A 13,545-nucleotide genomic window follows, 5' to 3' on the forward strand; every position below is an offset into this window, starting at 1 on the left:
CATTCTGTCCAGTCTGTTTAGCAAAGATAATCTGTAATAATTTCCTATCCATTCCCTAAGAACCAAGCTATGGTTTGTGAGTTGCATGTTTGCTTTATGTAGAGCTTGCCCGATTTTGCTGCAATTATCAGGTTTTTGGGAAAATAGACCTGTTGATCAAAGGTTATGCAGAGAGGTTGTAGCTTTGAAAAGTAAAGAACTAATGGAGAGGTGTTATGTCTGAACCCATAGAAATTCTGCGTGGAGTTGTGCATCCTTGGTATTGCGACAACTTCGGCCATATGAACGTTCGTTGGTATAGTCATTTTTTCGATGATGCCGCATTTCACCTTTGGCCGCTTTACTGGGGGAGTCACCAAAAAATGCTTGATGAGTTTGGAGTTCATACTGTAACAGCCTCGGCGATGGTAAATTTTCTGAAGGAATTGGTAGCAGGAGATTTGATTTTAGTAGATAGTGTGCTGACCCGCATTGGCCGTAAAAGTTGTACTTTTACAGAGCGAATGTTGCATGTTGACACGAAGGAAGTGCATGCTACATACGAAACTACTGAAGTCTTCTTTGACCCACAAACACGCAAGTCAACAGAAATGCCGGCCTTAATCAGGAAGGCATTTGAAGATGCATAATAAATCGCTCAACAGGATCACTGGAAGCTCGGTAGCCCTATTCTGGGGTGTTTTTTGGGAGGCCTGTTAAATCAAATGTTACTCCATCAAGCCCCCCGGTGCTCGATAGTACTTTCATATTGGTCAAAGCCGGTTGTTGAGGTTGGCAGGTAAAACCTCTCAAAAAAATAATGGGACTACAACTTTAAATGTTTCCTCCCCCCGTAGTGAGAATCGTCAGATATTCCATAAAAGCAGCTTAGACTGCCAGCCCATCACTCTGAAGATATAGCATAATATTTTCGGTTAACCTTGCCAGTAGTATCTCGTCGAACATTAACTGGCCAGCGGTTTTGTCCTTAACTGTAATTTCAGACGGTTGTGCAGATAGCCTTTTGATGAGGCAGGAGCAGAAGAGTTGAGTATATGATCTGCACAGGAAGAACCTCAACCTGAGGTAAATTGAGAAATTTCTGAGGTTGGATGTGGCAATGTTAAGAGCTGGAATGTAGTTTATTCAAAGATGAGAATGATTTTATATGCCGAATATTATCTTGAAAACCGACGAATTTATGACAATGATCATGAAAAAAAATCACATATAGTCTTCCGCTGCTTTCTCATAACAGATCGGGCAATACGTGTGGGACACCTGAGCGCCGGTCTTTTCATTGACAAACTTATCTGCTTTAAGCCACTCCCCCTTCCCGTGTTCAACTCCTGTGTCATCACGAATTAACCCACAAACACAACACATTGGAACAATACCACGAAGAATCTTTATTTCTGCAATATAATCAGAAAGGTTTTTGTTTTTTTCACCCAAAATGGTGTTCATATATATGAGGGCCAAATGGGACTGAATTATTTCACAGAAGCTCTTAATAAGATTTTCGTATGTTTCAGAATATGCATTCTCTTTATCGTCTAGAACACATATGGTTCCAAATGGTTGGCCGTCTGGCAGAGTAATTGGAAAACCCAGATATGATATCATGTTGAGTTTTATATCTGGATTATTCTTCCATTTTTCATCAGTAAGAGCATTAGGGACCAAAAGCTTGTCATTTGTATTTATAACAGTTTCGCAATACAATCCTGATCCCAGAAAGTGCTCATGATCTCCAGGACGATAAGGATTAGCATCACTTTGACTGGAAACAAAAACTTCTATATCAGATTCAACAAGACGCATGATAAGTGCGGCAGGTATATCAATCAATTTAGCGATTATGTCGACAACATTTTGCCATTTAACTAGGTTATCTCTAGGTATTTCAATTGTTTGACTGTGTTGGATTTTTTTCATTTTTTAATTCATCTACAAGAAGTTATTTTAGCGATTTTCAATTAAATCAGCGCCACTTGTATCGCTGCTTAAAAGCCCTACAATGGATACTTGCTCCCCAAAACGTCTAAACACCAGAGTTCTATGAACTACTTTGTGTTTCTATCTACCCTTTTTTTCTTTGAGAAATCTATTGGACCTTAGGGCAACATCAACATGGTTTTAAGGTATTGTAATTACACATAAGTAGGTAAATTTACATTGATACACATGTACTTAACCAGATTAGTAGAAGTTGGCGAGATAGGAGGGTAAATCAAACCGGATCTTTATGACAATGAAATGCGTGTCAGCGGCGTAATATAAAAGCAATGAAACACTGATCTTTTTATACTATTCAGCTCATTTTTGGTTCATCTCTTTAACGCGTACCTGGATGCATGAAGATCGTATACCCTACTATTGTTAATGTGCAAGGACACATGTTTTCGCAACGGTTGAGGCGATAAATGGCAATGTTAACCATTTAAGCAAAACCGCAATTCAGGACTATTCCTGTTGCTCTCAAGGGCGAGGGAATTCCCCGCCCTTTCATAGGTAACCTACCCGTATAGTGTTTCGATCCATCTGATGGCCTCAGTATCGTTGACCTTGCCGAGATACCGCTGGCTGGGTCGTGGTGAGGTCGGCATGGCGCAGAATGACCTTGCTGACGATCTCTATAGGCGTTCCTGACCGTGAAGCATACGACGCAGCATGACGCCTGAGATCGTGAGGTTTCAATTCTACACCAACAAGTTGCCCAGCCTTTTTGACCATTGACCAGGCAGCGACATAAGAGATGGGAAAGATCCGTTCGTTCTGGTTGAAGCCGGTGGCATGGATATACTTACTTAACCTTCCCAGGATTTTCCGTGGAACATAATTACCAGTGAGTACTCCTGAATATCGTCTGGTGTGAGTTTCAAGACCTCCCCGACCCTCATGCCTCCCCTAGCCATAAGTTCCAGCATGAGGCGGTTACGCTTGTTTGTTGTGCGGAAGATAATCTCATCAATCGTGTCCTTATCAACGATCTGCCACTGAATGGGTGGTGGACGCTTGAAGATCTTTTTAATGACAGTGGTACTGCAGGGGTTGTTCAGGGATGGCAGGCCTGTGTTGATGCTGAAGTTGTAAAAAGACGAGAGGACGGAGTAGCGATTTCTCTTCGTGGCCTGCTTGTTGTCCTTTGTCAGGGTCAAAAGGAAATCCAGTACCTCTTCCTGGGATATACTGGCTAGTTCTCAATCGCAGAAACGTGTCGCAAATTTGGAGAGGACAAACTCACTTATCTTGACCGTATTTTTTTTTCGAGTTGGCCCGGTGATACTGCAGATGGAAATCGACTGCCTGTGAGACTTTCGTAATACACCTCCTGCGTTGGGGTTCAAGGCGTTAGTGCCCTGATCAATTATACCCCATGAGGTGATTCGTATGGACTGCCGGGGCCTACCTGCACAATAGTTATCTTAACCTGAAGCTCTTGCCTAAAATACATATCTTCTCGATAGCAATATTAACCGGAAAATTAACGGTTCAACCAATGACGTGTTTGTAAGAATCAGTTCATCCCCAAAATCTATTTGGGCTATTTACGCTTCGTCATGTCCGTAAAAAGATGCGCAAAATCAACAGGTTCCTCCGTGTCGTCGTCGTTGGAAGCCCACACCTCTCTCTTTTTTCGCTCGATTTCCTCGCGTGCTTCCTTAAAACGACACTTAAAATATCGCTCGGGGAACCCAGGATCAGCGAGATAACCTAAGATATTTTTGCGCGCCTTGTTGATTATTTCGGCCACCAACACCTCCTTTTCTTCAGCTGCAATAAAATTCCTCTCATTGACATTAGTAAGGACAATCACTGCCCCTAAAACGGCACGAATCTCCTCGATCAATTCTGGCTCGCCACTTACTCGACTCCAAAATGTTTCCGGCACAGAGATCACCGCATCATAGCGCACTTTAACCTGCCAGCGATCACCGGCAACCCTTCGGGATTCATCATAAAACCTTACCACAACATCGTTTGCCAGTTTCTCATCTCCCAGGTGTTTTGCTCCAACTCTCATTTCTTGTTATCACCTCATTAATTTGTGCGGATCCGGTATATTGTAAAATTATATCTTATGCCCGTTTTTGAAGATTGGGGTTTTGCTATTTATAATTATTTAGCATTCAATTATCTGATATCATTTTATAAAAAATGGAATGGGAATTAAAAAAGTACAATAGTTATATTCTTTCGACTTTTCCCAAACACTATACGTTGTTTGGAACATCTGACCTTAACCATGACAACGCTTTTGATCATTTCTCAGGTCTAGCGATAAGGATTCGTCACCAACACTGGGCAATTTGCTGCTCTAAGAACCTGTTCTGCATTACTGCCTAGAAGAACTTTACCCTGCGTTTGCTTTCCATGGGTTCCCATGATGATCATGTCTGCATTTTTGCTTCCTGGGAAATGGATAATACTTTGTACAACATCCCCAATGACAACATTGATGTTGAACTTTTGAAAATCTGAAGAAGAATTCATTATCGATCCTCTGATAATCTTTTCTGCATGATCAGACTTGTTTGTATTGTAACCTCCATAGGGAAATTTTTGTGACGCCATGTTGATCATCGAATGATGATTCAATAAAATCGACACAATGGGAAAAACAAATTTCACTATCCATCTTAGTCGCCATTACTATGGCAATATTAACATTTTTTGTGAATTCTCATCCAGATCAATGGGAACAATGATTTTTTTTTTGTCTTTCATCTTCCCTACCGTGTTGTTTCATAAAAGCTGTCGCCCTCTTTCTGGAGTTAAATTCTAGACGACAGCCTCTACTTTCTGGCTTTTTTCTTCCAATTAATGATCAGTCATTTGCTGGGTTAGCGGGAGGAACTAGCATCATTACATCATGCCACCCATCCCACCCATGCCGCTCATTCCCCCTGGCATACCTCCTCCACCATTTTTTTCCTCAGGGAGGTCCGCAATGATACACTCTGTGGTAAGAAGCATGCCGGCTACAGATGCCGCGTTCTGTAGTGCAGTGCGTGTTACTTTTGCAGGATCAATGACACCATCTGCAATAAGGTCGACGTATTCTTCTGTGGCAGCATTGAATCCGAAAGCTCCTTCAAGTGTTTTGACTTTCTCAACAACAACGGAGCCTTCATAGCCAGCGTTGTTGGCGATCTGTCGAATTGGCTCTTCAAGGGCTCTCATGAGAATTTTTTTACCTAATGCCTGCTCACCTTCAATCTCAAGGGTTGCAATCGAGTTCAGACAACGAATGTAGGCGACGCCACCACCTGGAACAACGCCTTCTTCTACCGCTGATCGAGTTGCGTTGAGCGCATCTTCAACACGAGCTTTCTTTTCCTTCATCTCAATCTCGGTAGCAGCACCGACGTTGATAACTGCAACACCACCGATTAACTTTGCAAGGCGTTCCTGAAGCTTTTCTCGATCGTAATCAGATGTGGTATCTTCGATCTGTGTCCGGATCTGCTTAACACGGCGAGCAATCTCATCTTTGTCGCCGGCTCCATCAACAATGGTTGTAGTATCTTTTACGATTACAATCCGCTTTGCTGTACCGAGATCTTCGACGGTGATATTCTCAAGCTTTATTCCAAGATCTTCGCTAACCACCTTACCACCGGTGAGAGTTGCAATATCTTCAAGCATAGCCTTTCTTCGATCACCAAAACCAGGCGCCTTAACTGCAGCAACTTGCAAATTTCCGCGCAGCTTATTAACAACAAGAGTTGCTAGAGCATCACCATCAACATCCTCAGCTATAATGAGCAGTCCTTTGCCTACCTTTACAACGGACTCAAGAATTGGTAACAGATCTTTCATGCTGGATACTTTCTTCTCAACGAGTAGAAGATAAGGATCTTCCATTCTCACTTCCATACGATCTGGATTAGTAATGAAATAGGGAGAAAGATATCCGCGATCGAACTGCATACCTTCAACGACATCCAGGGTGGTATCCATTGATTTTGCTTCCTCAACGGTGATAACACCTTCTTTACCAACTTTATCCATTGCTTCAGCAATGATGTTACCAATGGTCTTATCATTGTTTGCGGAAATGGTTCCAACCTGAGCGATTTCTCTCTGCTCTTTGGTTGGTGTCGAAATTTCCTTAAGCTTGCTCACGATAACTTCTACAGATTTATCGATTCCGCGCTTGAGTTCCATTGGATTGGCGCCGGCGGCAACAAGCTTGACGCCTTCAGTGTAGATTGCCTGGGCGAGAACTGTTGCTGTGGTAGTCCCATCGCCTGCCACGTCGGAGGTCTTGGAAGCAACTTCCTTAACCATCTGTGCCCCCATATTCTCGATCTTGTCTTCTATTTCAATCTCTTTGGCAACGGTAACACCATCTTTGGTGATAGTCGGCGCACCATAGGACTTTTCGATCAAAACGTTCCGTCCTTTGGGGCCGAGGGTAACTTTTACTGCATCTGCAAGAATGTTAACTCCGGCAAGAATCGCCTCGCGGCCTTTCGCACCATATAGAAGATCTTTTCCAGCCATTGCGTTTTCTCCTTAAAATTTTTAAACAATTTATTGTGGACTTAAACAACGTGTACAGTTTTCGTTATCCCTCAACTACTCCTAGAACGTCATCTTCACGCAAAATCAGATAGTTTTCTCCGTCGATCGTAACATCGGTTCCACCGTATTTGGAAAAGAGAACTGTATCACCCTCTTTAACCTGCAGTTTTACGCGCTCTCCACAATCATTCAGTTTTCCAGGTCCAACCGAGACCACTTTACCTTCTACCGGTTTCTCTCTAGCGTTGTCAGGAATAATAATACCACCAGCTGTTTTCTCTTCCTCTTCAACCCTCTTTACAAGGATACGATCATTCAATGGACGGATTTTCATTTCTATCTCCAATATGCTGATATTAAAAAGCAACCACAATAACTGACCCAATTACTTAAATTACTATTTAAACAAAAATATATTAATTACAAAAACTCATCTGTCAATCTGTATGCATTTTTTACATTTGGTTTTAATATTACTTTTTTTATCAAAATGAATATAGTAACATTAGTCAATACACTAACGCGAACTTTTACGAGGAGACAGATGACGAAGGAAAAGATCGAAAAAGGCATAAGTCTGCAAGTTGATGCAGATGAACTCATAAAAAGGAAATCGGTGAGAACAACGTTCAAACTGCCTACAGAAGCCATTACTTTGCTCAAAATATCCGCCAAACACCTGGGTATTAAACAAAAAACACTACTTGACCAGCTAATTGAAGACGAAAACATCCTCAACATACTGGCTCAAGAAGCCCGAACGTATTGTCGTAAAGATGATGACTGCCGTCCTAAAACATTTGTTCTAAGCAGGAAGGCATTAGATTTAATCGACGTCATGTTGGATCGATACGATATAGCACGTGATATTCTTGTGGAATTATCTATTTTCAGACTCTCTTCATACATTGAGTCTTTGTCTGACAAACATGACAAAAGGAGAGCCACTCTAAAGGAAATAGTTAAATACCAAACGTTTTTGGAGGACTTACTGAAGAAGAGCAAGGGAACCTTCGAGCAAGATGACCAATTTCTGACGAGATTTGAAAGGTTAGCCCAAACAACACAAAGAAGTGTTAGTGAGATCAGGATGATGGTCAAAGATAGAAACGATTTCATTTACTAACCCTGGCAAACGGGAAGGTAAACCGTAACTCCGTATAGTAGCTACCTGAGGAGTGGAGGTGCCCATGTTTCACCGAGCATAACCTGCCACTAGTCTGATCATGGAGCGGTATACACAGATGTTGATACGTATTTAAGGAGTAACAGGAAAGCTATGAAGAAAAGAACTATTCATCAGTGGAGAGATTGGATTTTGAATTATATTTCAGAGGACAATTATGAATTGATCCGAAAAGATACTCTAGAGGTTTTTAAGATTGTGGCCAAGGATGCCATGGAAGCAGAAAATAAAAGTCAGCTATTCATCAGAAACAAGAAAGAAGAAATGGGTTGAAACACAACAACTTAGATGATCTTAGATTTCTCATGACATCTTCCAGGTATCTCGTCCAGGTCATAACTCAATCATTATTTGTCAGCAGGAGAAGGTATCCCATGGCTATACTCGGTTGAAGGCGCCCCCATATATTTACATTGAAGATGGCGGGGATGACAACTGGCTCGAGCTCAAACTGGAGTATGTGCTGCCGATGGGAAGTATGGCGAATAACAGCATGGCTGAGTATAAACTCAAAAACGGCATTCTCCAGTCAGGTGCTACCGGCGGGGAGAGCTGGAACCCTCTGGAATCAGGAATCTCCGTTCTTCTGCTCGGCCAGAAAAGCCGTTACCAGATTTATAACACGGACGATTTCACCTATGACAGAGATACCTTTCCGTTTCAGTTTGGCTATCTCTACAACAACACCGACTTCCCGGTAAACCCAACTAGAGGGAGTTCACAATATATCGGCTACAGCCAGGATTTCAGTGATGACTCCGACGTCAGCAATTGGTCATTTATCGAATTTGAGGCAAGGAAGTATTTTGGTCTCGGCGATTCCCAAAGGGCTCGCCAGAGGATTCTAGCCCTCAACTTCTGGACCGGCACCTCACCTTCCTGGAACGAAACCGTCAATGATGATGGGTCACAGTGGTCGAAGACAATCCTCCGTTTTTCGAGGGAGCAAACCTGGGAGGTTCCTATCGAATGAGAGGCTACCATAGATATGATAAATTTTCAGTCACCTCTTCACTGGGGGCCAATCCCAACTCAAAGGTCTTTTACAATCGCATAAAAGGAGAGATGGAGCAGACTTTAGAACAGTTGGGTTATCCCTGCCTACGTATCATCCGACCATCATTACTCCTAGGATCCAGAGAAGAATTCCGCCTGGGTGAGAAAATGGGGGAATTTCTCGCTCTTATACTAATACCGTTTTTACAAGGCTCATTGGAAAAATATATGACCATTCATGCGAAATCTGTAGCACAATTTATGGTAAAAGTGGCTTATGAAAAGCCTCTTTCAGGCGTTTATCACTATGAGTCAGATGAAATTCAGGATCATGCTTTATCATAACTCAAGGCTGGAATGCTAGACTGGTTTCTAGAATTTCACAATCAGTTGGAGATCAATGGGTAAGTGAGGACAATTCTCCAGTATTAAAAGTACCAAGCGTTGTTGTACCCGAAGGTATCAATTACCTGCTTAACATCGCACATGGTGATTTTGGCAAAATAGAAAGTGGTAACCCAATTCCCATGGATTTCGATTCACGACTTATCAAATAACCTGCCACTAACAAACTACTTACTGATATCGAGATAATTTTTCTTCGATATTTCGTTACGAACGCCAGATGGTATTTGAGGCGATGATACTGCTTAAAAATGAACATCTTACCCTAACAGGTCGCACGTTGACCTGCTTAGCATGCAGACAAGACCATGACTGAGAATCCGTTTGCCGCGAAAAATATCAAGCCATTTGCTTAGGAAAAATTAGCTAAAAAGGCAGGTTCTGCCTTCAACGATAAGTTTTCCTCCACAGTTATACCGCTCAGCATCGTTGCTGTGGCGAAAGGTGCCGGATTACCAGCACAGGTCGCTGGAAGCTCCGTCTTGAACAGCATGGCAGTTTAGGAAGAGTAGCTCACAAGCTTAACAATATTGACATTAAGCCATATGTCGAAAAAGCTGCTCGTGCAATGCTGGAACATTCCACATATGCAGACTTTTGTCTTAATAATTACTTTGCCTGCAACTCCTGCATGTTTGAAGTGGGTATCGGCTGGGCTATGTCGCTGCCCAGTATTCTCAAGCGGTCTGTTTGGGGCCGTGGCTCGCTAGCCGTGACCTGCTACCGTTTGGTCGGCGTCCAATAGCAGCTGATCTTGCAGGAGGTGCATAGGGGCCAAATTGGCTATTATACTGCTCAAGCACCTTCTGACAGACCAGTACATTCTTTGCATCCTTGCCCAGCTTGTTTCTAAAAAAACATTCCACAAAATTGAGAACGGGTTTTACTTTTCTGACAAACCAGAAAAGATGGTGCTCCACTTCTTTGCACGGATGATACGCTTTATATGTCTTGTAAACCTGCTCGATCTTATCCGTCTGGTAGTTGAGATGTTCTGTGACCGACCCCATAAAAAGCCAGATATCCCTTGCCTGGGCTTCTTTGAAAGGCATTACCGAAACATCTTCTTCCAGATCCAGAAAACCAACTTGCCCTGTCTCGTTTGACCAGGTTATGTCTTTTAGATGGGGTCTTCCATGGGCCAACCCTTTTTGGTGTATGTCTGCCAGGGCCCGTGCAGCTTTTTTTATATAAACAAGCTGCTTATCAGGATTGTCTTTCATGGAATCGATCAATTTGCCCAGCTCCTGTCCCAGTTCTTTCATTTCAATGTAATGATCAGTGACACAGCTGAGTGCTGGAACACGAACACCTTTATCCTGGAAATGCTTTAACCTTTCGGCCTCATCCATTAAAGCAGGTAATCCTCCCTTTGAAGAAGTCGCAGTAAACATGCTCCACCCTGTAACACGGGCAAACAGGGTCAAGAGGTTATGCATCCATAATTTTGAACTCGGCGGTTCCGGATATTTCCTCCAGATTACGCCGTCCCTGGTTTCTATGCGTTGTGTCCTCATTTAGCAAATCCCCATTGCAGATGAATACCTGAGATTGTTATTGATGTAAACTGCCTCTGCCTTATTCATGGTCTGCCGCCTGTTCTGTCTACTATGTGGGGAACGCTCCCTAGTATTAGTATGTTTTTAGTAGATTACAGCCGACATATTCGATGAAACCGGTTATGCGTCTGACGTAACACATCTCTTGTAATTTTAAGTTACGCAGGGGTGTGTTTTGACTTAGTCCGGGTAGCCAGGCCCATCGTAATTAAGGGTAACTATATGATAGTCGGTTGTAGTGCGGAGGCAATGCTTTGCCTATTGGACTTTGGTCCAACAGACAGTGCTGCTTTCATCCATTAATAAATGAATAGTTGATGAGGAGATTTGTAGAATAGATAGATGCGTAGAACGAACCAGGTATTATGAACAATCTGATCCGCCAATAAAAACGGCAGTTCTAGCGACTTGGGGTACAACGACTACGAATAATAAACTAATTATGTAAACGTCAAAATCCGAATCGATTTTCGGACAAGAAAAATAGAAGAGTCATGGGCTCAAGGGGCAGCAGAGCAGATCGAATCCATATTGTCTTCGTCGATGCCCTGTCAAGGAGATGGTGTTTATGGAACAAATAAGGATAGTGAAAAGAGATTCGGAGGTTTTGCGGGGGATACGAAGGTGTTTATTCGGATCAGGTTTGCTCCTGGTGACGCTTTTGTTCTCCGGCTGCGCGGGATGGAACACGTCCGCCGACCTCGTGTTTGTTCCTGCAACCGGCTCTATCAAAGGGATATACTACCCTGGAAAATTTGTTTGGAACGATTTGCTCACAGACAACGTTTCGTCAGCCAAAGATTTCTACGGACAGCTTTTCGGCTGGACTTTTGAAACTTCCGGCAAATACACAGTGATTAAAAACAATGGCCAAAATATTGGCAGAATCGTTCATGTCAAGGGAGATGACCAAAACCCCAGTGTCTCCCGTTGGCTTTGTGTTCTGTCGGTCGACGACATAGACAAAGCCATTAAGATAACCCTTGAAGCGGGTGGAATTGTCAACGAGGGGCCCATGGAGTTGGGCAAGCGCGGCAGGGGGGCTCTGGTTCGTGATCCCCAGGGGGCCCAATTGATGCTCCTGCATTCCAAAAATGGTGATCCAGAGGATGAAGAACCGCCCCTGGGGTCATGGCTCTGGCATGAACTCTGGAGTAATCACATCAATGAGTCGCTGGCTTTTTATCAAAAACTTGTCGGGTATGATTTTGAAGGAGAGCCGGAAGACTACCTGATTCTGAGTCGGGATGAGCATTGGCGTGCCGGTATTCGCTTGGTGGAACACAGTGAACATGAGATGCGTTGGGTTCCGGTTGTTCGGGTCGCAGATACAGAGGTGGTCGCTGAACGGGCAAATCAACTGGGAGGAAAGGTTCTTATTGAACCTCGTCCTACTCAAGATGGTGGAAGCGTAGCATTGCTGTCTGACCAGGCAAATGCGCTTTTTATCATCCAGCAATGGACGGCTCCCACCCCTGGGAAGGAGGATTAATCATGAAAAAACATATCCGGTTCATGCTCTTTGCTGGCTTGTCTTTCCTCGCGATCGTGCTCTTGTCAGGCTGTGCAGGGGGAGGAGGCTATTATACTACGACTGTTTATCGTGATTACTATGATCCTTACCCAGATTGGGGGTACAGACCTGTTTATGTAGGTCACCGGCATCATCATCGGCATTACAGTCATCCGGGACACAGGCATCCTGGGATTGGGCGCCCTCCGGGACATAGACATTCGGGACACAGGCATTCGGGACACAGGCGTCGTTGACCGACAGTCTCTGACAGATAACTTAAATATATAAGATTCTTTCTTTGAGGTTCAACTCTAGTTTGAGGTGATAACTCTTCGATTCTGCGCTCGTCATTAGGCTTTTGCAAATTCCTATTCACTTCAGTCAACAAACAAGAATCTCTTTTTCTTCTATCGTTATACCGTTGCTTCAAAAACTTGTGGTGCAAATACGCCTTACTGCTGCAGATATTATCCGCCTCCTCGTATTCTGATCAGTCGTCATAGGGGATAACTTGAACTTGCCCTCTATGGTCTGCTGACAGAGTTATAATGCATTTCTGCTTAGGCCGAATTGGCCAAAGGTCCAATAGACCCTGACTGGAAATACAGATACACTCAAAGCTGTATTGCAGAGATGCATTTGCGAGACAGGTCTTATGCTGTCAATTGCTGCCACAATAGACGTCATCCAGCTCGACCAGGTTTTCCAACAGCAGTTTGTCGTCAGCTCTTTTAATCACAAGTTGAATTTTTTGCTTCATCCGAAAGGCAGCATTAACAGCAATACCAAGTAAACGTCTGAGATACAGACCCGATACGTTGTCCTTGGATTGGCTAATGAAGTAAATTGAAAGGAACCATGTCGTTAACGGGAGTTTTGAAGATTCAAAGATAGTGCCGCTGATCGAAGAGGTTTGATGTGTAAAGTCGGTGCATTGGTATAGATTCCTTGATGTTACTGTGTAGAAAAGCGTGCAGCTGCACCATAAGCAGATGAAATTATCCGGCTAGCGGATCTTGATCAGCTTGGTTCTGCAGTTTTCTTCTGTACCAAACAATTCGAGGAATCTGGGCAAACTAAAACTCTTTTGTCTTTGAATTTTAGTTTCACCATGCCGTAACCTCCTTTGCTTTTTAAGGGATTATGACATGCTTGGGTTCTCATATAGCGATCACCAGTAACTTTTTCTGTAGTTTAGGGGTAATCGATATCCTTTTGTAAGTGATTAATCAGGTGGTTTCGGGCACGCCTTCTGATGACATAATCTTCCGTATCATGGGATTACAGCAAAGGACTACAAAGGCATCCTTGATCCTCGATTAGGAATCACAAATCGTGTGAAATTCGCTATTCATCCCCACTTATATCAG

The 13,545-nt window shown here is 43.2% G+C and carries 16 protein-coding genes; 8 read left to right on the forward strand and 8 right to left on the reverse strand.

Annotated elements, in window-relative coordinates:
- Nucleotides 1-215: 215 nt before the first annotated feature.
- Nucleotides 216-629 (forward strand): thioesterase family protein, encoded by a 414-nt coding sequence (locus GA520_RS16600; RefSeq protein WP_163338527.1) that lies wholly within the window; start codon nucleotides 216-218, stop codon nucleotides 627-629.
- 574 nt (nucleotides 630-1,203) lie between these two features.
- On the opposite strand, the gene GA520_RS16605 is transcribed toward GA520_RS16600, so the two are convergent.
- From GA520_RS16605 to groES, 7 genes are all read right to left on the reverse strand, one after another.
- A complete protein-coding gene (locus tag GA520_RS16605; RefSeq protein WP_163338526.1) occupies nucleotides 1,204-1,917 on the reverse strand; it encodes a GAF domain-containing protein in 714 nt (237 codons plus the stop codon).
- A gap of 615 nt (nucleotides 1,918-2,532) precedes the next feature.
- On the reverse strand, nucleotides 2,533-2,715 hold the full coding sequence (locus tag GA520_RS16610; RefSeq protein ID WP_240910163.1) for a site-specific integrase: 183 nt from the start codon (nucleotides 2,713-2,715) through the stop codon (nucleotides 2,533-2,535).
- Nucleotides 2,716-2,789: 74 nt separating this feature from the next.
- Entirely contained in the window at nucleotides 2,790-3,140 is a 351-nt protein-coding gene (locus GA520_RS16615; protein WP_240910162.1) for a hypothetical protein, read from the reverse strand.
- Nucleotides 3,141-3,526: 386 nt separating this feature from the next.
- Nucleotides 3,527-4,006: a hypothetical protein gene (locus tag GA520_RS16620; protein WP_163338525.1), complete on the reverse strand. Its 480-nt coding sequence runs from the start codon at nucleotides 4,004-4,006 to the stop codon at nucleotides 3,527-3,529.
- A 251-nt stretch (nucleotides 4,007-4,257) separates the two neighbouring features.
- On the reverse strand, nucleotides 4,258-4,557 hold the full coding sequence (locus tag GA520_RS16625; protein ID WP_163338524.1) for a universal stress protein: 300 nt from the start codon (nucleotides 4,555-4,557) through the stop codon (nucleotides 4,258-4,260).
- A gap of 291 nt (nucleotides 4,558-4,848) precedes the next feature.
- Entirely contained in the window at nucleotides 4,849-6,492 is a 1,644-nt protein-coding gene (gene groL / locus GA520_RS16630; protein WP_163338523.1) for a chaperonin GroEL, read from the reverse strand.
- Nucleotides 6,493-6,556: 64 nt separating this feature from the next.
- On the reverse strand, nucleotides 6,557-6,847 hold the full coding sequence (gene groES, locus GA520_RS16635) for a co-chaperone GroES (RefSeq protein ID WP_163338522.1): 291 nt from the start codon (nucleotides 6,845-6,847) through the stop codon (nucleotides 6,557-6,559).
- Between the two features lie 210 nt (nucleotides 6,848-7,057).
- Between groES and GA520_RS16640 the strand changes: the two genes are divergently transcribed.
- The 5 genes from GA520_RS16640 (at nucleotide 7,058) to GA520_RS27210 (ending at nucleotide 9,252) form a co-directional block, all read left to right on the forward strand.
- Nucleotides 7,058-7,639 (forward strand): hypothetical protein, encoded by a 582-nt coding sequence (locus tag GA520_RS16640; protein ID WP_163338521.1) that lies wholly within the window; start codon nucleotides 7,058-7,060, stop codon nucleotides 7,637-7,639.
- 153 nt (nucleotides 7,640-7,792) lie between these two features.
- A complete protein-coding gene (locus GA520_RS16645) occupies nucleotides 7,793-7,972 on the forward strand; it encodes a hypothetical protein (RefSeq protein ID WP_163338520.1) in 180 nt (59 codons plus the stop codon).
- A gap of 115 nt (nucleotides 7,973-8,087) precedes the next feature.
- The gene (locus GA520_RS16650) at nucleotides 8,088-8,672 is read left to right on the forward strand and encodes a BamA/TamA family outer membrane protein (protein WP_163338519.1); all 585 of its coding nucleotides are present in this window, start codon (nucleotides 8,088-8,090) and stop codon (nucleotides 8,670-8,672) included.
- The gene (locus tag GA520_RS16655; RefSeq protein WP_163338518.1) at nucleotides 8,669-9,040 is read left to right on the forward strand and encodes a hypothetical protein; all 372 of its coding nucleotides are present in this window, start codon (nucleotides 8,669-8,671) and stop codon (nucleotides 9,038-9,040) included. Before GA520_RS16650 ends, GA520_RS16655 begins: the two co-directional genes overlap by 4 nt.
- 32 nt (nucleotides 9,041-9,072) lie before the next feature.
- On the forward strand, nucleotides 9,073-9,252 hold the full coding sequence (locus tag GA520_RS27210; protein ID WP_370362801.1) for an RES family NAD+ phosphorylase: 180 nt from the start codon (nucleotides 9,073-9,075) through the stop codon (nucleotides 9,250-9,252).
- Between the two features lie 525 nt (nucleotides 9,253-9,777).
- On the opposite strand, the gene GA520_RS16660 is transcribed toward GA520_RS27210, so the two are convergent.
- A complete protein-coding gene (locus GA520_RS16660; protein ID WP_163338517.1) occupies nucleotides 9,778-10,617 on the reverse strand; it encodes a hypothetical protein in 840 nt (279 codons plus the stop codon).
- 610 nt (nucleotides 10,618-11,227) lie between these two features.
- On the opposite strand from GA520_RS16660, the gene GA520_RS16665 reads away from it, so the two are divergent.
- Nucleotides 11,228-12,151, forward strand: coding sequence for a VOC family protein (locus tag GA520_RS16665; protein WP_163338516.1), 924 nt, complete (start codon nucleotides 11,228-11,230; stop codon nucleotides 12,149-12,151).
- Nucleotides 12,152-12,830: 679 nt separating this feature from the next.
- Entirely contained in the window at nucleotides 12,831-12,968 is a 138-nt protein-coding gene (locus GA520_RS16670; RefSeq protein WP_163338515.1) for a hypothetical protein, read from the forward strand.
- The last annotated feature ends 577 nt before the right edge of the window (nucleotides 12,969-13,545 follow it).

This window comes from Desulfopila sp. IMCC35008 (assembly GCF_010646885.2).
Classification (GTDB): Bacteria; Desulfobacterota; Desulfobulbia; order Desulfobulbales; family Desulfocapsaceae; genus Desulfopila.

Excerpts from the sequence above, each read along its gene's own strand:
- GA520_RS16600 (WP_163338527.1), top strand. The coding sequence starts at position 216 with ATGTCTGAACCCATAGAAATTCTGCGTGGAGTTGTGCATCCTTGGTAT.
- GA520_RS16605 (WP_163338526.1), bottom strand. The coding sequence starts at position 1,917 with ATGAAAAAAATCCAACACAGTCAAACAATTGAAATACCTAGAGATAAC.
- GA520_RS16610 (WP_240910163.1), bottom strand. The coding sequence starts at position 2,715 with ATGGTCAAAAAGGCTGGGCAACTTGTTGGTGTAGAATTGAAACCTCAC.
- GA520_RS16620 (WP_163338525.1), bottom strand. The coding sequence starts at position 4,006 with ATGAGAGTTGGAGCAAAACACCTGGGAGATGAGAAACTGGCAAACGAT.
- GA520_RS16625 (WP_163338524.1), bottom strand. The coding sequence starts at position 4,557 with ATGGCGTCACAAAAATTTCCCTATGGAGGTTACAATACAAACAAGTCT.
- groL (WP_163338523.1), bottom strand. The coding sequence starts at position 6,492 with ATGGCTGGAAAAGATCTTCTATATGGTGCGAAAGGCCGCGAGGCGATT.
- groES (WP_163338522.1), bottom strand. The coding sequence starts at position 6,847 with ATGAAAATCCGTCCATTGAATGATCGTATCCTTGTAAAGAGGGTTGAA.
- GA520_RS16640 (WP_163338521.1), top strand. The coding sequence starts at position 7,058 with ATGACGAAGGAAAAGATCGAAAAAGGCATAAGTCTGCAAGTTGATGCA.
- GA520_RS16645 (WP_163338520.1), top strand. The coding sequence starts at position 7,793 with ATGAAGAAAAGAACTATTCATCAGTGGAGAGATTGGATTTTGAATTAT.
- GA520_RS16655 (WP_163338518.1), top strand. The coding sequence starts at position 8,669 with ATGAGAGGCTACCATAGATATGATAAATTTTCAGTCACCTCTTCACTG.
- GA520_RS16660 (WP_163338517.1), bottom strand. The coding sequence starts at position 10,617 with ATGAGGACACAACGCATAGAAACCAGGGACGGCGTAATCTGGAGGAAA.
- GA520_RS16665 (WP_163338516.1), top strand. The coding sequence starts at position 11,228 with ATGGAACAAATAAGGATAGTGAAAAGAGATTCGGAGGTTTTGCGGGGG.
- GA520_RS16670 (WP_163338515.1), top strand. The coding sequence starts at position 12,831 with ATGCTGTCAATTGCTGCCACAATAGACGTCATCCAGCTCGACCAGGTT.